Origin of the sequence: Clostridium sp. BIOML-A1 (assembly GCF_009874105.1) — a bacterium.
Classification (GTDB): Bacteria; Bacillota; Clostridia; order Lachnospirales; family Lachnospiraceae; genus Coprococcus.
This window is the reverse complement of sequence record NZ_WWTL01000016.1, coordinates 15,699-39,233: the sequence shown is the minus strand read 5'-3', so window position 1 is coordinate 39,233 and position 23,535 is coordinate 15,699. Positions and strand designations below refer to the sequence as shown.

The following is a 23,535-nucleotide window of genomic DNA, read 5'->3' as shown; positions in this document are numbered from 1 at the left end:
TATCTGCATATCCAATTATGCATCCAAACGATTCGCTGATCGTCCGATCTGCTCTCCCATTTTCACCAGTGTTTCCATTCCTGATCCGGTATGTTCCAATAAATCCCGATCCGGTATCACGACATTCTTCTGTGTCAGCAGAATAATCGTTGAACCGCCGAATTCAAATCGTCCTTTTTCAACACCCTTATGAACAAATCCCACGCCTTGCTGATTGTTACTGATCTTACCAACCATCAATGCCCCGACTTCCATCTGAAGAAGCGTTCCAAACTGCTCCGTCTTTATCATACAATACTCTCTGGAATTCATCTTGTAGATCGGACAGACATCATTTGCAACCGGGTTCACCGTATGCAGAATTCCTGCTATCTTACGCTGTTCGGATTTTCTTCCATCTGCCGCATAACAATACCTGTGATAATCATCTACCGTCAACCGGATCACATAGATATATCCGTCCAGATACCGCTTAGCCAGCTTCTTGTCCTGCAACAACTGTTCCAATGTATACTCGGTGTGTTTAATAAGAAAATGTCCGTTTTCATGGATCTTATACACACTGACCTTTCCATCACTTGGGCTGACCAGCGCATTTGCATCCGGATTAACCGGTCGTTCTTCTGCTCTGATCTTTCGAGTGAAAAAATCATTATATGAATCAAATGTCTGTTTCTCATATAAGGACAGATCAATGCCATTCTTCTTTACAAACCCCGGAACCGCCAGTCCGGAAATCCGGGTATCCAAAAATGCCCCGCCTATGCGGGACACTACCGGTGACAGAAAGGGACGGATCAGACACCTCGTCACTGCATGTCCATAGATAAATGCAAGCAGGCGATCCTGACCGGTCTCGCCCTGTCTTTTATGTCCTTTTCGATCTATATATATGATACTCATTTTCTTTTCTCCAATCTTCTCCTACCATATATGGAGCATCCGAAGTACAGCCAACGTTACAACGCAAACGATGATCGCCAGTGTGCGGTTCTTTGGTTTACGGAATTTGAAATTTGTAATAAACAGCAAACCGACCAGCAGTACCAGCGCATGAAGGCTGAGCATGAATTCCCGCTTGCCAAGCATCGGCTTAAATACTGCCAGAAGTGGCAGAAGCACAGCCATAGATGTGATCGGAAGTCCCTGATAATATTTACGTTTTTCCTCTGTCTCATCCTGTCTGACTTCCTCAGAAACATTGAACCATGCCAGACGGATCAGGCCTGCCAGCACATAGAATAACAGGATCGCAACACCAGTCAATCCACGCATTCCCATGCGGTAGCAAAGGATTGCCGGTGAAACTCCAAAGCAGACAATATCCGCCAGAGAATCGATCTGGATTCCAAATCGTTTTTCAGCCTCTGTACGATCTTTCTTGGTCCGTGCAACCTTGCCATCAAACATATCGCACAAACCGGAAATTGCCAGACATACAAGCGCCATCCGGCAGTCGCCATTTAACGAAAATAACATACCACCGATGGACACCATCAGACTGATATATGTAAGAATTACTGTATAATCATAAACACCTAACATTTCTCTACCACACTTTTCTTTTTTCTTCCAATAGTAAAATTTGCAACAATCGTAAATATCGCACTGAGGATCAGTTCCGTATAATACCCCAGTCCACGGGACAATACCATACCCGGAAGGAGAAGCATACTTCCAAATACCGGAAGGAAGATATCAAGGAATATCTTCTCACTGATTCCCATTCCGCCCGGAAGCGGCAGCATATCAACTGCAACCGCGATCGATCCCTGAAGAAGTATCACGGTAAACGCTGATGTTCCTTTTAATCCAAATGCAAGATATACGAACCAGGTTGCTGCAAACAACACAAACCGCTGCACCATCGTAATGAGGAATACAACGATCAGCACCTTTTTATTTTCCTGCAAATAAACAGCAGCCCCCCGATACTGATCCATCGACTGAACCAGCTTCTTTGCTCTTGACTTTCTATGTTTTAATATATGGATTCGTTCTAACAAAATATGCCCTTTGATCATAATTGACTTCGCAAAATTCGGATGAAATGCAAATACAACCATAATCGCTACACACACCACATTCAATCCCATTCCGAGATAAAACCAGAAGATTGCATCCGATAAATACCGATGTATAAATCCCTGCCCGAAGATCACCAATGCAATACCAAGCAGTACCAGTACCATCTTGTAGATAATGGTTATGATCAACAATACCATCGTTGAGATCGGAATCGGTATATCTTCTTTCTTCATATAGTAAACCTGTGCCGGCTGACCGCCCGATGCAGACGGAGTAATGCAACTAAAGAAAAAGCCAACGGATGAAAATAAAAAGCAGATCCATTTCTTTACCTTTATACCTAGTGAATGCATCAGATAATGAATAATGATAGATTCTCCCCATATGAAGATTATTACACAGATAACGCCGGGAATCAACCAAAACGGGTTCACAGTTTTAATTATTTCGATGATCCGCCCCATATCCTTGCCATGAAACACACCATAAAGGGTTGCTGCAAAGATCAGAAGCAAAAAAATTATATTAAATATCCATTTTTTCTTACTCTCCATACGTCCTCATTTCCAATTTCATTGCCTTATGCATGAAGCATTTTTACTGTTTCTTTACCGTGTCTTTGCCAATATCTGTTTCAGTATATCACAACGTTTGAAAAAAATGTTAAATCTGACATTAATATCACATTAATAATATTTAATGTTATATTGCAAAGTATTTTTAATTCCTTATTCACCTTCCATCGCTTATATGACAACACAACTAAAAAACATTACAGAAAAACGTATTTTTTATAATCCAATCTTGACGACATTTGTCGATAGTGTTTAAATAGATTCTGCTTCTAATGTATGAAAAAATTTATTTGAAAATACTACTTTGGGATTATAGATATGAAAACGATAAAGTCAAAAGAAATGGATATGTTAAACGGAGGATTGGTTGGCAAGCTGATCCTTTTTTCACTGCCGCTTGCATTCAGCAGCATTTTACAGCAATTATTCAACTCCGCAGATGTCGCTGTTGTCGGCAGATTTGCCGGAGATAATGCGCTCGCTGCAGTCGGAAGCTGTGTGGCTCTGGTCGGCATCTTTGTCAACCTGATCGTCGGTCTGGCTGTGGGACCAAATGCCGTCCTCGCTAATCTGATCGGTCAGAAACAGCGTGACAAGATCAACGATATGGTACATACGATCCTGACATTTGGCACAATCCTCGGACTTGGGCTTATGATCCTCGGCTTTGCCTCTGCCCGGATCATTCTGGAATTATCCGGTACACCGTCCGGTGTTCTTGCCGAAGCACTGTTATATATCCGTATCTATTTCTTAAGCATTCCGTTTATGACCGTTTATAATTTTGGAGCTGCCATTCTGCGAAGCTTCGGTGATACCAGACGACCAATGTTCTATCTTATCATCTCCGGTATCGTAAATGTCATCCTGAATCTGATCCTCGTCATCTGCTTTCATCTGGGTGTTGCCGGTGTTGCCATTTCCACTGTAATCTCTAATGTTATCAGTGCTGTTATGGTCATGGTATATCTTTACCGCAGAGATGATGAGTTTGCATTCCGGTTCAACCGGATGAAGATTGTACGCCCATATCTGCGCAAGATCCTTCAGATCGGTATTCCATCCGGTATCCAGGGAACCATTTTCTCGATCTCGAATGTTTTTATCCAGAGTGGTATTAATTCATTTGGCAAATTTGCGATCGCAGGTTCTTCTCTTGCGCTTAATTTTGAATATTTTACCTATGACATTGCAAATGCATTTGCACAGGCAACGGTCACCTTCACCAGCCAGAACTATGGCGCAGGAAACATCAAACGCTGCAAGAAAGTGTTCTGGTTAAACATGCTGTTTGGCATTGTCTTCACAGAGATTCTCGCAGTTATCTTTATCGTATGGAGTGACTTTTTCGTCGGAATCTATACAAAAAGTACAGCAGTCGCTGCCTATGCTTTGATCCGTATGTATCATGTCTGCTCACTGGAAGGTCTGACCACTACTTACGAGGTTGAAAGTGCCGCTCTCCGTGGTATGGGCAAATCAGTAGAACCTGCAATCTTCACCATCTTAGGAACGGTTGTTTTCCGTCTGATCTGGCTTGGCACGGTCTTCCGCCTGCTGCCAACATTTGACTGGCTGTTGAATGTATATGTGGCTTCATGGATATTTACCGGATGTGCACTGTTTATCGTATATGTAAGACATATGAAGAAGGTGGAGGGGAAGATAAAGTAATCCTATCCCATCACTTCTTCCAACTTTTCAATAATCTGTTGCTTTTCTCCACTTCCATTTGTACAAAACCGCAATAATGGAATTTTATACAACTCAAATATATGATTTTTCTTTGAATCTCTGAAAGCCTGTTTGGATTCTGCCTGATGATATTCATATCCATCGACTTCGATAGCAAGTATCGGCTTTTTACCAAGTCTGCTATATATAAGGAAATCTACATGCGTACCAGACTGGGCAACATATCGCCTTTCTTCATCACTTAACAACTCTGAACTTCTTATTAGTTTATTCAAAGGGAAGTGGCAAACGACATCCAAACTTGCATATTTATTTTCAGCAAGAATATCCTCAATTAAACTATACATTAAGTTTTCAGAATCGTACTTTGACACTTTTGGATGATTCTTCAAATATAACTTTCTTGCTTCTGTATATTGCTTGTACAAATAATCAAATATAGAATAAATTTTGCTATCTGTAACTTCAAAATTATTGTATTGAATATAAGCAACCAAATCTGTTATGTTACGCTCCCGTGTTTGTTCATTTCCTGTTACCACTAATATCAGTCTCTTTTTTGCTCGCGATACAGCAACATTAAGCAAATATGGATCATCAACAAAATCTGAAATCTCATCATCAACGGTAGAAATTATTATATTCTCCTTTTCCCGTCCTTGAAATTTATGTACCGTTGCAATATCTGTATCTAAAATTTCATTACACAATGCTTCCATTTGGTTTCTGTATGGCGTTATAATGCCTGTTTTCTGTAAATCAAGATTACGCTGCGGAATAATTTCATTTTTTATAACATCAATCTGTCTCTGACTATAATGATCTCTCGCATGATTTCCTACAACTGTTTTAACAACTGACAACACATCTTCCTCACCATGATCCTCTGTCATAATTAACAATTCACCATGATAAAATTTTTGATTACAGAAATTAATTATCTTCGGATGACACCTGTAGTGCTCACGCAACATCGTTTGTGTAACATTTGGTATAATTTCTAAAACAGATTGCAAAAAACTCTTGGTATACCGATATCCCTCATCAATTTTAAAATTATTAAATATAGCATCTGCTCTGTTTTTTATATCATTTGGGACAACATTAGGCAACTGCTTCGTATCTCCAACAATTACAACATTCCGTGCACACGAAAGGGCTAATACTCCTGTTGCGATATCAACCTGTGAAGCTTCATCCATAATAAGATAATCATATATTATTTTCGAATTCAGACTGTTTCTGGCTGAAAATGTTGTACTCAATACGACAGGATATTCCGCTAATACCTCCTCCGAATTTTTCCATAAATCATCTTCCGTAAATATTCTACGTTCCGTGTTATTTCCATATCTTTTTGCTATCTGATTTTTTAAAACCAACATAGATTCACTACATAGATTATTTAATAAATTCTGATCCGTATTTTTTAAATAGGTTTCTATTTCTAATATTTCACTTGTTAATTCTTCTTTTCTTGCATAATAATACATAACCTGAAATATTGTAATTACATTTGTGATATCCTGTTTATAAAATTTCCAATCTCCTATCCCATACATAAATAATGACTTCAATTTAATCCATAAACTGATTTTCTGTTTTTCCTCTACAGCCATCTGCCACTCCTGCCATAATTCGATCCATTTTTTCGATGATATCTTTTTCCGGAACTTTATTTTTGCTATATAGATATTCTTTTCCTGTACATATTGATTAAAATATTCCTGTTCTATAAGCATCTGTGAAAGTTCTTGTCTTAATGCAGCCAATCTTTCCTGTTTATCAAATACAGTCCTTAATTTAACAGAATCTTCGTGTATTTTTCTCTGTAACGCAAGAATATCCGTATGTACTCTCCATGATGAAAAGTCAGGATAGTCAATGCTTTGTTGTTCTATAAAACGTTTTTTATTTTCGGAATTACCTAATCGTGCTGCAATAAATCCCATATTATACTCTGGAAAACTCAATTTCTCATATACATTTTCAGTAGCTGAATTATTTCCAGAAACAATCTGAACTGTTTTTCCATCCATTAAAATATTTGCAATTATGTTCAAAATTGTCTGAGTCTTGCCAGTACCAGGAGGTCCCTGAATGACACTGATCTGATTCTCCATCGCCTTTTTCACTGCTGTATACTGACTGTTATTACACCCAAACGGAAAGATTGGAGTATAATTTCCCTTTTTTATTTTATAATTAGCCGGATTCAAGTAATGGGATAATGCTACATATGGGCTTATGAAGGATATTTTCTCATATTTCTTTACCAGTAATTTATCACCTGTTCTATTATTTCTGAGATCACTCAATTCTGCAATCTGCTTCATATACTCAAATTTATTTGCTTCATTACCCTGACTTAAAATGGATTTATCTATGCTAAGATCTCTCCGAAAATAATCGCCTTGTATTTCTTTTTTGAAACAAATATGCCAATATTCCTCTTCTCTACCATTAAAAACATAGATTTCTTCTATATTAAAGAATTCCTTACCATTCCTGCTAATGCGGTATTCAACAGGATTTAAAACCTTGGGATTTGTTAATTTTTCCACTTCATCATACCTATATATAGAAAACCTTCCATCGTTATACCAAACATTCCAGGAATACATTTCTCTATTGTATTCACATAATGCTACCTTGCATGTTTTTATTACACCCTGTATAACTATCATTTCTTTTCTTGTATCCATTTGTGCCTCACTACTTTTATTCGACAATATATAATATAAATTGTCCTTTATTCGCAAAGTATAAGATTATTTATTTCTTTAGGTAATTCTTGCCAGATTTGGCTATTAGACTAACCCACCCCTTATTACTTCTTTTGCATTATAACACATTTCGTATAGTCATACTACCATTTTTAAACTGACAGCATATGCAAATCGCCAGACACCTGCATTCCTGCAGATATCTGGCGACTATTTTTCAAGCATCACTTACACGGACTTTTCCAGCTATGCATTGTTTGTCGCATATGTAAAATATATAAAATAGGTGAAAAGGGAAAAATCCCACTCTTTAGAGGAACTATGCTGCTTTCTCTAAAATGCTTCCAGCCACCATGAGGATTTATTTTGCTGTAGTTCTTTATCTATTTCTTTAATGTTAATCCCCTGCTTTTCTGCTAATGACTTAATTATCATTCTAAGATTTCCTGCATATGTTGCTGTATTCCAGTAATTTTGTCCAAAATGCACACTTGATCTGTCTGCAAGGGACTTGATTTCTTTACTTATATATTCCTGCATTTTTCTTTCATCCAGCTCATTTTCTGAATGATCCAGAATATATCTTAATGCGCTCCGAAATTTATACCCATATATAAATTTATATTCGCGCATTCCCTCACATCCCCAAAATGTATCATAAAACGAAACCCCATAGGCTCTTATCCAGTCCCACATAATCTCCGGATCTACAACATTCGGACCATCTGCATGGCATCTCTTTCACAAAAGCACCAAATTCTCCGGTTCATCTTTTCCACCTAATGAATCCGGTACAATGTGGCATCGATCCAATGAACGCTCACACCCGCATCTCCAACATCTTTCACCCGCTTCAGCCCAGTCTACACTTAATCCGCATTCGTCCTGATGCTTTGCCCAATATGAAATAATTGCTTCTTTTGTAGTTTTGATTGGTTCTCTTTTGCTCATAAATTAATCTCCTTTGATCTTCACAATGATGATTCAATAGTAACAAGTGTAATGTCCAAATAAGCGGTCATCTACAAAACATTTCCATTCACTATATAAATACTGCAAATCGCCAGACCCCTGCATTTCCGCAGGCATCTGAGAAAGCACAGACATGACTTCCCCAAGATCCTGTTCCGATCTTCGGATCACCTGCTTCTCCAGATTTTCCTGCTGGCTCTTCGGCATCTCCAGATAATGAAGATACAACGATGTCTCCAATGTTCGGGAATTACAGATGCTTTTGTGAAAATAACTGCTGACGATCATGTAGAGCACATATGTGGTCTGTTCCTGAATGTTGTTTCTTTTTTCTGTAAATTTGTATGCCATATCAGCACCTCCATTGAAAATAATATAAAAAAGGTATATATCCGGACAGACTTTTAGCCTCGTCCTAATATATACCTTATCTTTTCAATTATTTTCGATGTTTTTCCATTATATATAAATGCAGATAAATATGCAAGTACTTTTATCTATTTGCACTATTACTCTAAATGAGCGGACCATGTATGCCAGTCATATGGATCGTATTTATTGATATCTATATAATAATCTCCCTTCATTAATTCTTCGATGGTATTATATTCATTTAACCCAAACTCAGCTGATGCGGAAGTTAATGTGCTGTTAACAGGTCTCTGCCATCCTGTAGGATCAAACTTAAATTCTGAACTGCCAAAGCCATAGCCCTGAACCTCGCACCTTACATATTTGCCCGGCTCCATAAAAATCAATGTTATCATATGTCCAGCCGAATCATGTGCGATTTTACTTGCAGGAGAATAGTATCGGCTGTAGTCGTTATAAAGTCCATCCTTCCCATCATACGAACAAGACAGTATTATGTATGGATAACCAAGCTCCATCATAGCATTTGCCACTGTTGCCGCACCCCAGCATGAGTACTCCGTATAGGTGTGATTTTGTATCCAATATTTAAGTGCCGTATATGTTTCATAATCTGTCATGTTTGGTGCACATTTGGCAACATCTTTTAACATATCTTTTAGAAGCACTTCGCTTTCATAAATATACACAGGTTCTATGAACGGATTATATCCTCTATATTTTCTGTAGTCATATTCCTTGGCTTTTGAATATCCATTTGATACTAGTGTTACAACCTTTGCATCACCAAAATATACACCTACCGATTGCTTTTTATCCAACAGGCAGCTTGCATTTACAAGTATGTATCCAACATAGCCCTGCTTATAAAGGGCCTGCTGCATTTTATCTTCAACTGGCATTTCATTATAATATGTCACCGATATATTTGTTGCTACTTGAACATCTTTTCTGTTCGGAATGTATTGCGAATGTGAAAAACTGCTAAATCCACATTTTTCATTATATTCTGTATGAATTATAAAATTATCCTTCAGCCTCTGCTTAATAAAGATCGGAAAATAGCACTGTGCAAAATTCTTTGAAGTTCTGTCCTTTACATCGCCATCATAACTCGAATAACCAGTATATTTAAAGAATGGAAATGCGTCCTGCTTGTATGCAAGCTCTATCCCATTTACTGTCTTAGTAGTCATATGATAATCTGGTACCGGTACCTTTTTCGTTACTTTAGACCATTTGGAATAATATTTTTTCCCGCCTATTTTCTTATAGGAACGTATGCGGAATGTATATGTCGTCCCATATTCATAAATCTCAACATTGTAGTTGCTATAATAAGCTTCTATTTTCTTCTTTGTTAATTTATTTCCATTTTTCCCATTATTTTTTACTTCTATGTCATATCCATCGATATTCATAGCCGAATTGTTATCCCAGCTAAAGCATAAAGCATCCCCATAATACTCACCGCTCTTAATTGTGCCACTCAGACCTTTTACCGCAGGAACCGCTATGCTATATTCTATGGTTTTGCTTCCTTTTAATTTTTTACCTTTATATTTGCCTTTTAAGGTAACTTTAATTTTGTACTTACCCGGCTTGACGGGCTTTTTAGGATATGTAACCTTATAGTTCTTCGGTTTTAATTTCTTCCCCTTATACTTCACTGTAACTTTCGGTTTAATTTTCTTTCCTGTATAAGCATAAGTTTTTTTACTCGTAGTTACCGTCCATTTCGAAGTTGTACCTTTTGCATAAGTCTCTATATCGGCTCCCTGAAATGCAAATATACCGAATACTAATAAAATAACTACGGCTAGTAAAAGTCCTCGTTTTCCTCTCATATAATGTTTCTCCTCCCAGGGTATTACCTATATTCTTCTATCAGTTCAATGGCTTCTTTGATCATACCGTCACAATGTGGTTTCTTCTGACCGCCCGCCTGTGCATTTGCTCTTAACAGATCAAAGCAATTTATCATACCATTATGATTCTCTTTCATCTTTCTCTGGAACTCTCCTACGATATGAGGATCTGAGATTCCCAATGCTCCAAGTACCATCAGTGCTCCTGTCACAGCTCCACATGTACTGCCTGACTTCATTCCTCCACCAAAATTTGTACCAAGTGCCTTCATCTGGCTCTCCGACAAACCAAGCTCCTCTGCATAGGTCATCATTATCGTTTCCGCACAGTTCGGGCACATCGCATTACTTCTTAACTGCATTGCTTTTTCTATGTGTTTATCCATAAAAAACCTCCTGTTTATCATTTGTATATCTGGATATAAAAATACCCATTGTCATTGTTTTTAGTGAGCAGCATACTTTTCGATAAAAATTATCTGCTGAATTAAAAATATCATTGTAAAATTATTATACAAGATACAAATACCATCGCAAATACCTTTTCATCATTTTTTCACATGCCTCAAAGAAAAGCTATCTAAAAAAAACAAAACGATGTGAAAAACCCTAACATAAGAGCTAATGCTTCTGCAAGGATAAATAAAAATTATTGATTATCCCTCTACGTTGCAAAATACTATTTAGCATCGGTTACAATCGGAAAGTTCATTTCAACAATAAACTCTTTTTTTTCTATTTTTGCTTCAATCTCTCCATCCATCCGACTAACCAACTCCTTTGCAATAGATAGTCCCAATCCAGTAGATGTTTTACTTCTGGCAACATCTGCTTTATAAAATCGCTCAAATACCTGATCTATATTAATCTGTTCTGGATGTGTAACCTGATTGCTGATTCTAAGCACCGCCTGATTTTGATCACGTTCCAACACAATGCTAATCTTCTTTTCTCCATGATCCAGCCCATTTTTTATCACATTCTGGATAACACGGCAGAGTCCCTGCCTGTTTCCATGTATATACAACTGTTCTTCCGTAATCTGAATATCCGGCTGAATTTCCATTCTTACCCATTCATCATAGTATGAAAAAACTGTTTCTTTCAAAATCCGGTTCATACAGCACAATGTCAATTCCAAACTGTAAGATTCGTTTTTTAACTTTGTAAACATAAAAAGTTCTTCCAACATTTCATTCAGACTATGAATTCTTTCGTGGATAATGCTTAAATAACGTTTCTGATCCTCTATATTTTCACATTCTTCCATTAGCTGGAAATATCCGTCCAAAGATGTCAGTGGTGTGCGGATATCATGAGAAAGATTTGTATAAGTGTCCGCAATCAGAGCTTCTTTCTCCTGATAATGCTGCTTCTCTTTTCTTCGCAGTTCCAGAAGCTCATTCAACTTGTCAGAAAGCTTTCCTATTCCACCCACATCAAATTCATGGTTAATCAACATGTTACTGTCATGTTTCATCATAAACGCCAATTGGCGGCAGATGTCTTTCACCTGCCGCTGGTATTTCCACATAATAATAAATTGTAAGATAATAATTCCTGCTAATATCCCAATTACGATATACATCCGTTAAATATCCCTCTTTTGAAAAACAACGCTGCTTACTGATATCATCATAACGATGAACACTATTGCCACACCAAATGCCGCCAAACACTCATTTCCACTCGGCTCCATAGGAAGCAGTGATAATTTTCCTGTTATCGTATACTTATAAATCTGGAAATTCTGAATTCCTATTTTTTGAATAGCACTATTGATCCCCCCATACACAATGGTCATTACATTCATGCTAAGACAGACAGCAATGACCATGCTGATTACATTATTTTTCAAAATAATTGCAATCGCCATACAAATCAGCACAAGTGCATAATGAAGAGCCAGTTCAGTCACAAAATAAGATAAAATTGCCTTTGTATTTCCCCATTCCAATTCCCCGAAAACAATACCATTCGCCGCTGCCTGAAATAAGAATGCACCTGCCATTGTCAGTACCGTAAAGACAGCCAAGGCAATTGCCCTGGAAAAAATCAGAGTTCCTCTATTTCTAACCTGACCTCCTATATTCTTAATATATCCGCTACTGATATCCGCTGTTGAAAACAGAACAGTAAAAATTACCAAAAGCAGTGCATACAATTTTCCTTGGGAATTGGCAAAAAAGATATCATATACCGTCACCTTTTCTCCCGGCTCCGTAGGCAGCGTTACCATCATTCCCACATTAATATTATCCACAGTAGGTTCAGTAACCTGCTCCTGTTTCATGGCATCCTTTTCAGTCAAAAGCTCATAATCTGTCTTGCATAAAGATGTTGAAATCAATAATATTGCTGCCAGTACGATCCAGATTACATACATACTTTTGGTTTTAAGCATCCGGTATAAATCCATTTTTATTATATTAAGCATGATCCGCACCTCCCGTCAGATTCAGAAAATAAGTTTCCAGTTCTTCACTGGTTATGGAAATCCCTTTTACCGGAATTCCTGACTTTGCAAGTTCCATATTCAACGCTGCACTTTCATTCAATCGTTCAAAAATATGAATATGCTCTTTATCTGTTACCTGATAGTTGGTAAATCCCATAGAATCCATCACCGGAATCGCCTGTTTCGGATGATCCAATGTCAACTCTATCCGTTCACTGCATCTTCTTATTAATTCTTCTCTTGTAATTTCCTGTAATAAACTTCCATTATGAATAATTCCATAATCAGTAGCAATCTTCGATAATTCCTCAAGAATATGACTGGAAATGCATATTGTCATATTCTTCTCTTTCTGAAGTCTCTGAATCGTATCCCGGATCTCTGCAATACCCTGTGGATCCAATCCATTGATTGGCTCATCAAGAACTAATAAATCTGGTTCTCCAACCAAAGCAAGACCAATTCCCAAACGCTGTTTCATTCCAAGTGAAAAATGTTTTGTTTTTTTCTTTCCCACATCCTCCAGACCGATAATTCTCAATATTTCTTCAATATAACTTTTTTTCTTTATTCCAAACAGCTTGCATTTGATATTCAGATTTTCATATGCAGTCATATCTCCATAAAGTCCCGGTGCCTCAATCAGACATCCTATCCGTGATCGAACTTTTTGCAAATCCTTTCCCTTGTATCCGAACATCTCGATTTCTCCACAAGTTGGCTTGGAAAGTCCACTGATCATCTTCAGACAAGTTGTCTTCCCAGCTCCATTCCGACCGATAAAACCATAAATAGCACCTTTTTTAATATGCATATTGACACTGTCCACAGCTTTATGGTGTCCATATTGCTTAGTCAAGTTTCTTGTTTCCAATAACATTTCGCTCAAGTTTTTCATCTCCTTTTTCTTATCTGCATTTATCATAAAGGAATAATCCTAATCAAACGCAAATAAATAGTAAAAAAAGAGTAAAGATTATAGATGAAGACGATAACCGATTCCCCAGACTGTTTCAATATATTTCTCAGATGTAACTGTTTTTATCTTTTTACGAATATTGCTTATATGTACATCCAGAGTTTTTGTTTCACCCATATATGGTTCGTCCCACGCATATTCAAAAATGTCCTCTTTACTGAAAACCTGCTTCGGATTTCTGAGCAGTAATTCTAAAATCGCAAACTCCTGTCTTGTTATCTTAGGAAGTATTTTTCCACCAATGCTGACCTGAAAAGTAGCTTTGTTCAATACCATCTCTCTGAACGAAAGGTTAGATTCTTTTATTTCCTTTTCTTCTGTATGACGAAGCTGTACCTGAATTCTTGCCAGTACCTCTCTGATTTCAAAAGGTTTCGTTATATAATCATCAGCCCCACTAGTTAAAACCTTTACCTTTTCATCCAAGCTATCTTTCGCAGTCAAAACAATAACCGGAAGATTTCCCTTTTTCCGTATTTCCTCCAGAACTGCTTCTCCTGTAATTCCCGGCAACATCAAATCCAGCAACACCAGTGCATAGCTATGCTCCTGCATATTCAAAAGCAGCTTTGCCTCAGTTCCGGAAAACGCCTGCTCACAGGAATAGCCTGCTTTTGATAATGCTTCCTGAAGCAGATTATTGATATTTGTATCATCTTCTACAATCAGTATTTTCTGCATGATAATTCTCTCCTCTATTTTACACTGTGAAAACATTATTTTCTTGCATTATACGCTTTTTCCTTTTTTCCCGCAATTACTCCCCACAGATCCCCGGAATTCTCCAGTACATAACATACTTTTTGTTCCAGCTGAACTTATAATTTTCAGTATTGCTGTGCTTCCAAGATGCATATATCACTTTTTCCTTACCATTATACCTTTATTTCTCCATCAGTGCTTTCGCAACCCTTATCCCGCCCACAAATAGAGCCAAACTAGAGCCATTTGATAAAACAAATGCCGGAAGCCCGCATAAATACAGGCTTTCGGCATTTTAGTCCGTTATTCAAACTCTTCCCAAAGGAAGTATCATCAAATCAAAAATGCTGATTTTATGCGGCATTCCACCGCATCTGTTTCATCTAATGTTACTCTTTTCATATCGTTTTCAAAAACTTTAGTAGCAAATTAGTTGCAATACTTCCCTATTGCTCCTATGAAATCCATGGCAGATATAATCTACTTTTACTACTAAAAACGAATAATCAAATGTGGCTTGCAGGTGCTTAACTGTACCTGCTGCCACACCAACTATGAAAGGAGCTTTTCTATGAGCAATCAACACAAACATCCAACTATAAGTTTTAGAATCAGCGATGCTGAACGAAAACAAATCGAAGCCCGCATCCTTGCCAGCGGCATGATGAAGAAGGATTACTTTGTCCGTTCCTGCATCTATAACCGCATCTGCGTTGTCGGTAAGAAAGAAACTATATATCCGCTTGTGCAGTCTGTTAATGCTCTGTATCTGCAACTGCTTGACATGCAGAAAGCATTTACCTTAACTGATGCCACGTCTGATACACTTCCTGCTTCGGATGAAATCAGGGAATTGCAAACAGAATACACCAATACGCTTACAGCTATTATTGACCTCTTGGATGGTGCCAAATATCTGTGGGAAGGAGACCACTATGAACAACAATCTTAATTTTCAATTTGGTATGTATGAGCATGCCACAGACTCAGTCATTATCAATATCGGTGAGAACTCTGTTCTTATTATCCGTTGTAAGGAATGTAATTCCTCCGTCACCTTTGATGACCCAAATGATATTGTTTATCTTTACCGAATGGCTGAGGAAGCACCTCTTCTGTATGCCAAATTAGCATTAAAGGGAAGCGGATTGCAGGATTATGTGGATGCTATGAATGAATTTAATTAAATTTTCCCTTGAGAATATTTAACTTCACCCGTTCCAAAATACTTTGAAACGGGTGAAATAATCTATTAATATTGTCCGTACATATTTTCCAAATAACTTAAGTAACCTTGCAACTCATAATCATATGGATTTATGAACAATCCGTACTGAATCCTACCTTTAAGATGCTGTAAATATTTCTCTTTACTTATATCACAATATTCCATATGAGATTCCAATCCGTATTTTCTTATATAATAAAGGTCTTGACGAATTTTCTTTCTTACATTTTTAGGTAATTGCAGTTTCTCATTTACAACTATCCCTGTAACCTCTTGACATTGCCCCTTTCTTCTTACTCTTGTCTTGTTCTCATTCAACTGTAATCCCAGTCTAAATAATTCTTTTCTTACGACTGATATAATTTGACCTGGATTAAAGGTTCCCGAAAAAGTCATATCATCCGCATATCTTGTATACCTTATTTTCTTCTCATTGGTGTACTTACCCATCACATTGTCAAACTGCCTAAGTATTATGTTTGATAGCATGGGACTTGTTGGTGCACCTTGAGGCAACCATCCATTCAAACAACATAAATTTGTAAGCATCACCACTACATCCTCTTTATATCCTAAATCTAAAAACAGATTATATATTTTATCCGACGAGATACTATCAAAAAAATTACTTACGTCCAATGTTAGTAGCACTTCTTGCCTTTTATGAAATCTCGCATTATCTTTAATAGATTTCTTTTTAACATAAGCTTTCGCATACACACTAATATTTATCGAAGACAAAATATTATCCAAAATCCATCTTTGGATCTCTTTTAAACTTGGCAATGGTTCTGATATTTCTCTAACCCCGCCGTTCTTTTTTGGTATTTCATAATTTCGATAAAAATTTGAAGCAGAATTACTCACAGCAAAAACATACTCCTCTTTATATCCCAACAACAAACATAAATGCTCTTGGTTATAAATTATTGGCAGTCCTTTATCAAATAGTACTTTAGCGTATTGTAACCACGTATCACAATATTCTTCATTTTTTCCTTTTAATGCTGCTTCTTTTCGAAATTCAACACAATAATTCTTCCAATTCACGTCTTCCTCCATATATAATCTTGGAGCTACTACATAAAAGTATCTGTCATATAACTGCGTCAAATGTGCTTACTCATTTGACACAGTTATATGATGAGAGAATTCGCAGAATTCTCGATTACGTAAGAACAAGATTGATTTTGCTCCCGCAAAATCCAGCTTGTTCTTACACAGGCTTGAAAATAAGTTCTTCTTAAGTTGACGACTCGCCAACCCCGCACCAAGTGCATAAGTCTAGTAGCTCCAAGATATATTTATTATATCAAGGTAAATATATTTCTTCAAGTTCCATCTTTTTTATCTTGTATTGTTCTAATGTACCAATCGTCTTGTTTTTGTATTTCTTTTCTAAATCATGTAACTTATTCTTTCCTTTTTGTGTAATAAATTTACTAACATCCCCTTCTGTGTATATATATTCCAAATCCTCCAAATATGAAAACCATTTTGCTATGCTGGAGTATGAATATCCCAATTTAAACATAGCGCTTATTGTTTCTTTTTTATTAATCAAGTCTAACAATCTATACATTACAAATTCATCCATATCTATACATCAACTCCTACATTATTTCTTCTTGCAAACGGTGCTACACATAACTTTCCACCTCGTTTACCTTCATACCAATAAAATGGGAAAGTATTATTCGGTGTTTTTATCATTGATACTAATCCTTCCGACTCTTTATACCCTAAATATAATTCTTTCTTAGCTTTTATTCGTTTACTAATATTCTTCATCTGTACAATTTTTTTCTCTGCCTCTTCTATGCTATAATTATCTGTTATAGCCCTGTTTCTTAAAACAGCGCTATAAGTTTCTACTCCATATTCTTCTACTGCATTTCTACCTTGTTCTTGCATTACCAATGTTAATGCTTTAATTTTTTCCTTTTTTATGCCTTTTCCCTCAATTAAGTTTATACAACCTAATATTGTATCACCAGTTCCAACAAAATCATCCACAAGAAGTAAACATTCAATATCTTCTTTATATTTTTCCAATCCATCGAAAGTTTCTATTATCCTAATTCTCTTGTTACGAAATTCATCGAATCTTCGCATAAGATTCCCTTGAAACAAATAACACATAACATTACCACTTTTTGTTTTTGCTGGATAATCTTTATCTTGTACCGGGAACATATGTATAACTTCCATTTTGTCTAATTTATCTTTATTTCTATCTATAAACTTTCTAAACACATTTACCATGTACTTTCCATATTCTTCTAAATCAACCACCAAATATTTACGTGTCAATTCAAGCATTAACTCTCTATCCGCATCAGATTCCAACTCTTCTAATCTTTTGCAGAACATATCAAATACCGAGTTTTCTCCACTTATGCTTTCTTCAATATCCCAGTTTTGTTCCTTAAAAACTGATATTAATTCAATAAAATATTTTTCCGCTAATGTATTTCTCTTAACAAGCACACTTTCACCTTCGTTACATAATCTTGATTTCCATATATTATTTTATCATATCTATTTTTTAATCTCCACCTGTTATCAAGATTCATTTTCTCATATTATGACTTTAATTACTCTTATTGTCTATAATCTTTATGCTCTTACTTCTTCTATTCAATCATAATTCGCTCACATTTATGATTGAATTATTTAAAGCTTAACATATGTATTACCTTTGGTAGTACGCGTATTTTCAATAATACCCAATCACCGATACCGAACATAAGCAAATCGAAGCCGAATTCTTGCAAGCGGTATGAAAAAGCAGGATTACTTTGTCCGTTCCTGCATCTACAACCACATCTGCATTGTTGGCAAGAAAGAAACCATATATCACCTGGCATAAACTATTAATGCACTATATCTGCAATTACTTGAAATGCAGAAAACATTTACATCAACCAGTACCACTCCCGATACATTTCCTTCTTCGGATGAAATGAAGGAAATGCAGGCAGAATACACCAATATGCTTACAGCTATGATTGACCTCTTGGATAGTGCAAAATACCTGCGGAAAGGAGACCGCCACGAGCAACAATCTTAATCCATTTCTCAACCATATTTCACAGCCTCTTTTTTACACTTCTTCCTCTTCAATCCATTCCTTCAACTTCTGTTGAAGCAACTTCTTGTCCGGCAAATACAATTTATATTCTGATGCATAAATATTAGCGTCTTGGGGCAAAGTAATCTCAACTAAAGCATCGTTTCTTTCCTTACACAAAAGAATTCCTATCGTTGGATTTTCATCTTCCATTTTTTCATATCTATCATAATAATTAACATACATCTGCATCTGACCAATATCCTGATGTGTTAGTTTAACTGTGCATTGTCCTTTGGCATAACTGGCATATCAAATTCATTTAATCCTCCAGCTTTTTTGAGTTTTTGAATCTTTGCAAAACTTTCTTGATTTATACTACACCATGTTTCCAAATTATAAAGGACATTTATCTTAATACAAGCATCCTGACGATTTTGTAATGCCTCATAAAAATTAATACCATTCTCTATTATTACTGCATAATCATTTTTATTCTTAATTGTTCTGATATCCTCAGCTTCTTGAAATATTTTCTTTGTTATAAAATCTCCTGACTGTTGTATCTTGCCATACTCAGGATACTTTCTATGTTTTATTTCTTCTTCCTTTTCAGCAGTAATTCCATATATTAGGCGAAACAATTCCTTATCGTGTGATACAAAATCCAAAGTGATATTACTAGGAAGTGAATCCCTGCAAACCACAAGCACTTTCTGTATCTGATGTTTCATCGTTTCAATCATATCACTCAATTGATTGAACTCTGGAGATTTGTAATCATCATCTCTATGCGCACAATTCTTATCACGTTCATAATAAATCGCCTCAATCAGCTTGTCTTCACAAATTTTCTTTTTGTTTTTAGGATGCGATTTATCAAGTACAACACAACAGTTTATGTAGAATTCTCTCCTTAATTCCTCAACTTTTCGTCTAAGGTTTAGATTGCAAACCTTATCAATGTTTTCTTCAATAAAAATAATGCTATCTATATTCTTTTTTGCATCAATCAAATACTTTGCCATACTCCATTTATCTATGACAATGCACCTCCCTGCACAATTCAATTTACTTGATAAGCTGGTCACAATATGGTAAAAGTTCATCTACCTTGGCAACAATACGCTTCTGCTCCTCAAGTGGTGGAAGTGGCACTAGAAATGTTCTTACATTATTTACATTTAAATTTCCCTGAGAAGCACCCTTGCCAAATATATTTTTCCTTGCATTATCTGTACCAATAGGTGAATTAAGCCAATAAAGAATATATCTATTATCAAGCTGTTTATAATCCACTAATTTTATCAATGTCAAGCTTACATATATAGCAAATTCCATGTCTATATCTATAATTGCAGCTTCTCCTATACCAGCTCCTACTCTAGTTAATAAAATATCATTTTTTTTAGGACAACAAGTTTGCGTCAACTTATCATACAACTCTCTCTTAATATATTTATGGTCATCTGGCATAAATTTATATGGCTTAATATTTTTAGCTGAAATAAATGGCATTCCAATATTTTCTGCAACATATTCTGGAGTTGATGCATACCCACAGGTCAAAACTGCACATACCTCTTGAAATCTCACCCATTTCCAACTGCTAGGAATCTCAAAAGGAATTTCATCCTCAGTAATCTCAGGCAATGGCTTTTCTTTCTTAATCTTGCCATCTTTGATAAGCTGAGCTTTCTCTGCAACAATTTGCTCATAAAGTTCATCAGCAGTTCCTTCTTCTGGTCGTTGTTCCACCAGCTTACCCTGCATAGCCATTTGCAGGATACTCTTCTCCATATCCTCTGGGAATTTTTTATTAAATGTTTCCAGTTTCGTATAAGCCTTGTCATATTGGTCGATATATGGAAGAATTTCCTCAATCTTGGCAACGATGCGGTGCTGCTCTTCAAGTGGTGGTACAGGAATGCATAAATTCAAAACATTATTCCTTTCAATACCTGGTATCATACTTTTTGCTTTCGATTTCAAGTAGGTAATCTGACTTTCCACAAATAATTTTATGTATAATATGCTTGCTCCTAAAGTCCTAATTCCCATAATCTGACGTGCAATATGAACCTCTGATAAATTCAATAATGTAGTTTTTCCTACTGTTCCCTTACATGTTAATAGCAAATCTCCCTGATTAGCAATTGCTTTTGGACTTTCTGTCCATCTATTAATAATTATGTTTCCATCTTCAATATTACTTGCTCCAGTTAAATATGGTATACCTTTTTCTTCTGAATTATAAAAAGCTGGTTGTAAATCTTGACCTGATTGTAAAATTATAATATTTCCTAATCTCACCCATTCCCAAGACTCAGGGATTTCATAAGGTATCTCCTCTTCTGTTATCTCAGGCAATGGCTTTGACTTCTTTATCTTTTTATCCTTTATGAGCTGATCCTTTTCCAGCTTTATCTGTTCGAGCAACTCTCTCGCAGTGCCTTCTTCGGCTCTTTGCTCGACGAGCTTGCCTTGAACAGCAAGCTGTAGGATACTGTTCTTTAAATCCTGTGCATTCAAATTAGTTACCTCCCAACATAGAAGTAATCTTCTCTAATACATGGTCAATCTCAGCATTAAGGGATGCTCTCTTTTCCTGATACTGATTAATCAAATCCATCGGGTCAAGGATTTCCTCTTCTTCGTGTGGGAATCCACAGAGGTCAATATTATATCCATTGGCTGCGATTTCATCTACTATATATTTCTTAGCCTTAGGGAATCCATCTACTTCAATCTCCTCACGATTATCCCACCACTCAAGGGCTGGTGCGAAATGTTCCAGCTTCATAGGCTTTGTCTTTGAGAAATTCTTATACCCCTCAGGCATGTCCAAACGATAGAACCATGTCTCCTCTGTTGGGTGTGTATTGTCAAAGAACAAAATGTTTGTCGTAATAGAAGTATACGGAGCAAACACACTATGTGGCATTCTTATGACTGTATGAAGATTAAACTCCTCAAGCAGTTTCTTCTTGATATTTACCTTTGCATTATCAGTACCAAAGAGGAAACCATCAGGAAGAATAATTCCACATCTACCATCTTTTTTTAAGCGGAACATAATAATATCCATGAATAAATCAGCAGTCTCTGAACTACGCAGTTCCATAGGGAAGTTTGCTTTTACAGAATCCTTTTCATTACCGCCATATGGTGGGTTCATAAGGACAAGATCAAACTTTTCCATCTTTCTGTACTCTTTGTAATCAGTCTCAAGAGTATTGCCATGAATTATCTCAGGGTTATCAATATCATGCAGGAGCATATTTGTAACACAGAGAATATGTGGCAGAGCTTTCTTCTCCACACCATAAACTGTATTATTATAAATTTCCTTGTTCTCGTTAGATTTAAGGCTCTCCTCATATAATTCGTTAAGAGCAGACACAAGGAATCCACCAGTACCACAGGCAAAGTCAGCTACCCTCTCACCTAGTCTTGGCTTAGTAACTTTTACCATGAAGTCAGTTACAGCTCTAGGTGTGTAGTATTCTCCTGAATTACCAGCACTTTGTAAATCTTTCAGAAATGACTCGTAGATTGAGCCAAATGCGTGTCTTTCCTCATACTCTGTAAAATCAATTTCATCAATGATATTGATGACCTGTCTAAGCAGGATACCATCTTTCATATAGTTGTTGGCATCCTCAAAGGCATAACGTACCATCATCTGGTTCATTGGAGTATCCTCAGATACTTCAAGATTTTTAAGTGTAGGGAACAGCTTATTATTAACAAAGTCAAGAAGTGCATCTCCAGTAAAAGCCTGACCATCTTTGTTATCTACCGCCCAGTTTCTCCACTTATACTCATCAGGAATGATAGAAACATAATCATCATTGATAAGCTCCCATTCCTCTTCTTTTGCATCATATATCTTTAAAAACAGAATCCATACAATCTGCTCAATACGTTGAGCATCTCCATTTACCCCTGCGTCATTACGCATTACATCTTGTATTCTCTTAACGAAATTAGTTATAGCCATTGGTAAAAAAACCTACTTTCAATTATTTTCTTATTTTCAATTTACTTTCTTTATATATTCCATTGGGACAATATTCCTTTAACAATGCCTTAACTATAACTTTTTCTGCATCATTCATTCTTGGTCCACACAATATTTCAACACTCTTTAATACATTATCATCTAAATCTAAAAACATCTTTGAATATGGTGGATCATATTCCTTATTCTCGAGTCTTTTAATTAATTCTATTTGTTTATCAATTGTTGGTGGATTTGCCTCTTTTAACCCCATTGGAGCAACCGAATATATATATCGCCATTCTTTTTGAAACTCCCATTCTTTGCGTTTATACTTTCCTATTTCTGCAAATGAATATGACAAATCTAATTTCCCGTTTTCTATCATCCCATCATTTAAATATTGCTGAAATTTTTCTTCCGCTGATACTTTTCGTACTTTAGGATATAACTTTTCTTTATCATCCGTATATTGAATTTCAACCAACTCTGGTTGTGTTGCAACTATACTTACTTTATTTTCATTATATATCTTTTCAATATTGATATATGTCTCAATGCGTTCCTTAAAAAAATATTCATCTTTATTATATGAATATTTTTTAAATGGAAATTTAGGCAGTCTAATTCTAACCCCATGCATATTAGGTGTATATAAATTCCAAAGTGGAATAGATTCTTGTCCATCACTTGTCCAACAACTCACATATACAAATCGCCCAAATTTACCCATATCGAATGTTTCTGCTTCTTCACTATCATCAACATTTAATAAATTGTTAAAACAAATTGTTTTATTTGATAATATCAATGCAAGTGTTTCTATACTTGTATAATGATATAAATATTCCATAGT

At 36.2% G+C, this 23,535-nt stretch carries 24 protein-coding genes; 3 read left to right on the top strand and 21 right to left on the bottom strand.

All coding sequences use genetic code 11. The features are described 5' to 3' along the window. Positions 1–15: 15 nt before the first annotated feature. Genes GT641_RS11760 through GT641_RS11750 form a run of 3 tightly spaced genes read right to left on the bottom strand, consistent with a single transcriptional unit; the run spans position 16 to position 2,582 of the window. Positions 16–903, bottom strand: coding sequence for a phosphatidylserine decarboxylase (locus tag GT641_RS11760; RefSeq protein WP_161117650.1), 888 nt, complete (start codon positions 901–903; stop codon positions 16–18). Between the two features lie 21 nt (positions 904–924). Then, complete coding sequence (locus tag GT641_RS11755) at positions 925–1,545, bottom strand: CDP-alcohol phosphatidyltransferase family protein (protein WP_161117649.1); 621 nt, start codon at positions 1,543–1,545, stop codon at positions 925–927. Next, positions 1,539–2,582, bottom strand: a complete 1,044-nt coding sequence (locus GT641_RS11750; RefSeq protein WP_161117648.1) for a lysylphosphatidylglycerol synthase transmembrane domain-containing protein — start codon at positions 2,580–2,582, stop codon at positions 1,539–1,541. Before GT641_RS11750 ends, GT641_RS11755 begins: the two co-directional genes overlap by 7 nt. 339 nt (positions 2,583–2,921) lie before the next feature. Here GT641_RS11750 and GT641_RS11745 point away from each other — a divergent pair, with 339 nt between their 5' ends. Beyond that, positions 2,922–4,277 (top strand): MATE family efflux transporter, encoded by a 1,356-nt coding sequence (locus GT641_RS11745; protein ID WP_008399840.1) that lies wholly within the window; start codon positions 2,922–2,924, stop codon positions 4,275–4,277. 2 nt (positions 4,278–4,279) lie between these two features. Here the strand turns inward: GT641_RS11745 and GT641_RS11740 are convergent, their stop codons facing one another. From GT641_RS11740 to GT641_RS11700, 10 genes are all read right to left on the bottom strand, one after another. Further along, positions 4,280–7,003, bottom strand: a complete 2,724-nt coding sequence (locus GT641_RS11740; RefSeq protein WP_008399841.1) for an AAA domain-containing protein — start codon at positions 7,001–7,003, stop codon at positions 4,280–4,282. A gap of 354 nt (positions 7,004–7,357) precedes the next feature. Further along, positions 7,358–7,657: a hypothetical protein gene (locus tag GT641_RS13245; protein WP_243143762.1), complete on the bottom strand. Its 300-nt coding sequence runs from the start codon at positions 7,655–7,657 to the stop codon at positions 7,358–7,360. A gap of 108 nt (positions 7,658–7,765) precedes the next feature. Further along, a complete protein-coding gene (locus GT641_RS13240) occupies positions 7,766–7,975 on the bottom strand; it encodes an HNH endonuclease signature motif containing protein (protein ID WP_243143761.1) in 210 nt (69 codons plus the stop codon). 33 nt (positions 7,976–8,008) lie between these two features. After that, entirely contained in the window at positions 8,009–8,347 is a 339-nt protein-coding gene (locus GT641_RS11730; RefSeq protein WP_161117647.1) for a hypothetical protein, read from the bottom strand. 158 nt (positions 8,348–8,505) lie between these two features. Then, on the bottom strand, positions 8,506–10,215 hold the full coding sequence (locus tag GT641_RS11725) for a hypothetical protein (RefSeq protein WP_161117646.1): 1,710 nt from the start codon (positions 10,213–10,215) through the stop codon (positions 8,506–8,508). 23 nt (positions 10,216–10,238) lie between these two features. Then, a complete protein-coding gene (locus GT641_RS11720) occupies positions 10,239–10,622 on the bottom strand; it encodes a C-GCAxxG-C-C family protein (protein WP_044944522.1) in 384 nt (127 codons plus the stop codon). Between the two features lie 293 nt (positions 10,623–10,915). Beyond that, positions 10,916–11,824: a HAMP domain-containing sensor histidine kinase gene (locus tag GT641_RS11715; RefSeq protein ID WP_055280100.1), complete on the bottom strand. Its 909-nt coding sequence runs from the start codon at positions 11,822–11,824 to the stop codon at positions 10,916–10,918. 3 nt (positions 11,825–11,827) lie between these two features. Beyond that, positions 11,828–12,673 (bottom strand): ABC transporter permease, encoded by an 846-nt coding sequence (locus GT641_RS11710; RefSeq protein WP_161117645.1) that lies wholly within the window; start codon positions 12,671–12,673, stop codon positions 11,828–11,830. Beyond that, entirely contained in the window at positions 12,666–13,619 is a 954-nt protein-coding gene (locus GT641_RS11705; protein ID WP_008399858.1) for an ABC transporter ATP-binding protein, read from the bottom strand. Before GT641_RS11705 ends, GT641_RS11710 begins: the two co-directional genes overlap by 8 nt. A gap of 51 nt (positions 13,620–13,670) precedes the next feature. Beyond that, positions 13,671–14,354, bottom strand: a complete 684-nt coding sequence (locus tag GT641_RS11700; protein WP_192919855.1) for a response regulator transcription factor — start codon at positions 14,352–14,354, stop codon at positions 13,671–13,673. Positions 14,355–14,946: 592 nt separating this feature from the next. Between GT641_RS11700 and GT641_RS11695 the strand changes: the two genes are divergently transcribed. Beyond that, positions 14,947–15,327, top strand: coding sequence for a hypothetical protein (locus GT641_RS11695; RefSeq protein WP_161117643.1), 381 nt, complete (start codon positions 14,947–14,949; stop codon positions 15,325–15,327). Further along, complete coding sequence (locus GT641_RS11690; protein WP_161117642.1) at positions 15,311–15,562, top strand: hypothetical protein; 252 nt, start codon at positions 15,311–15,313, stop codon at positions 15,560–15,562. The genes GT641_RS11695 and GT641_RS11690 overlap by 17 nt, the downstream gene beginning before the upstream one ends. A gap of 65 nt (positions 15,563–15,627) precedes the next feature. On the opposite strand, the gene GT641_RS11685 is transcribed toward GT641_RS11690, so the two are convergent. From GT641_RS11685 to GT641_RS11650, 8 genes are all read right to left on the bottom strand, one after another. After that, a complete protein-coding gene (locus GT641_RS11685) occupies positions 15,628–16,653 on the bottom strand; it encodes a retron St85 family RNA-directed DNA polymerase (protein ID WP_161117641.1) in 1,026 nt (341 codons plus the stop codon). Positions 16,654–16,915: 262 nt separating this feature from the next. Next, positions 16,916–17,200 carry a hypothetical protein gene (locus GT641_RS11680; protein WP_161117640.1) on the bottom strand — a complete coding sequence of 95 codons (285 nt, stop codon included), beginning with the start codon at positions 17,198–17,200 and terminating at the stop codon, positions 16,916–16,918. A 2-nt stretch (positions 17,201–17,202) separates the two neighbouring features. Beyond that, positions 17,203–18,093: a hypothetical protein gene (locus tag GT641_RS11675; RefSeq protein ID WP_161117639.1), complete on the bottom strand. Its 891-nt coding sequence runs from the start codon at positions 18,091–18,093 to the stop codon at positions 17,203–17,205. Positions 18,094–18,709: 616 nt separating this feature from the next. Further along, complete coding sequence (locus tag GT641_RS11670) at positions 18,710–18,928, bottom strand: PDDEXK nuclease domain-containing protein (RefSeq protein ID WP_347562894.1); 219 nt, start codon at positions 18,926–18,928, stop codon at positions 18,710–18,712. A gap of 20 nt (positions 18,929–18,948) precedes the next feature. After that, positions 18,949–19,704, bottom strand: a complete 756-nt coding sequence (locus GT641_RS11665; RefSeq protein WP_161117638.1) for a hypothetical protein — start codon at positions 19,702–19,704, stop codon at positions 18,949–18,951. A gap of 43 nt (positions 19,705–19,747) precedes the next feature. After that, positions 19,748–21,208, bottom strand: a complete 1,461-nt coding sequence (locus GT641_RS11660) for a restriction endonuclease subunit S (protein ID WP_161117637.1) — start codon at positions 21,206–21,208, stop codon at positions 19,748–19,750. 1 nt (position 21,209) lies between these two features. After that, the gene (locus GT641_RS11655; RefSeq protein ID WP_161117636.1) at positions 21,210–22,679 is read right to left on the bottom strand and encodes a class I SAM-dependent DNA methyltransferase; all 1,470 of its coding nucleotides are present in this window, start codon (positions 22,677–22,679) and stop codon (positions 21,210–21,212) included. Between the two features lie 22 nt (positions 22,680–22,701). Then, positions 22,702–23,532 carry a DUF2971 domain-containing protein gene (locus GT641_RS11650; RefSeq protein WP_161117635.1) on the bottom strand — a complete coding sequence of 277 codons (831 nt, stop codon included), beginning with the start codon at positions 23,530–23,532 and terminating at the stop codon, positions 22,702–22,704. Between the last annotated feature and the right edge of the window lie 3 nt (positions 23,533–23,535).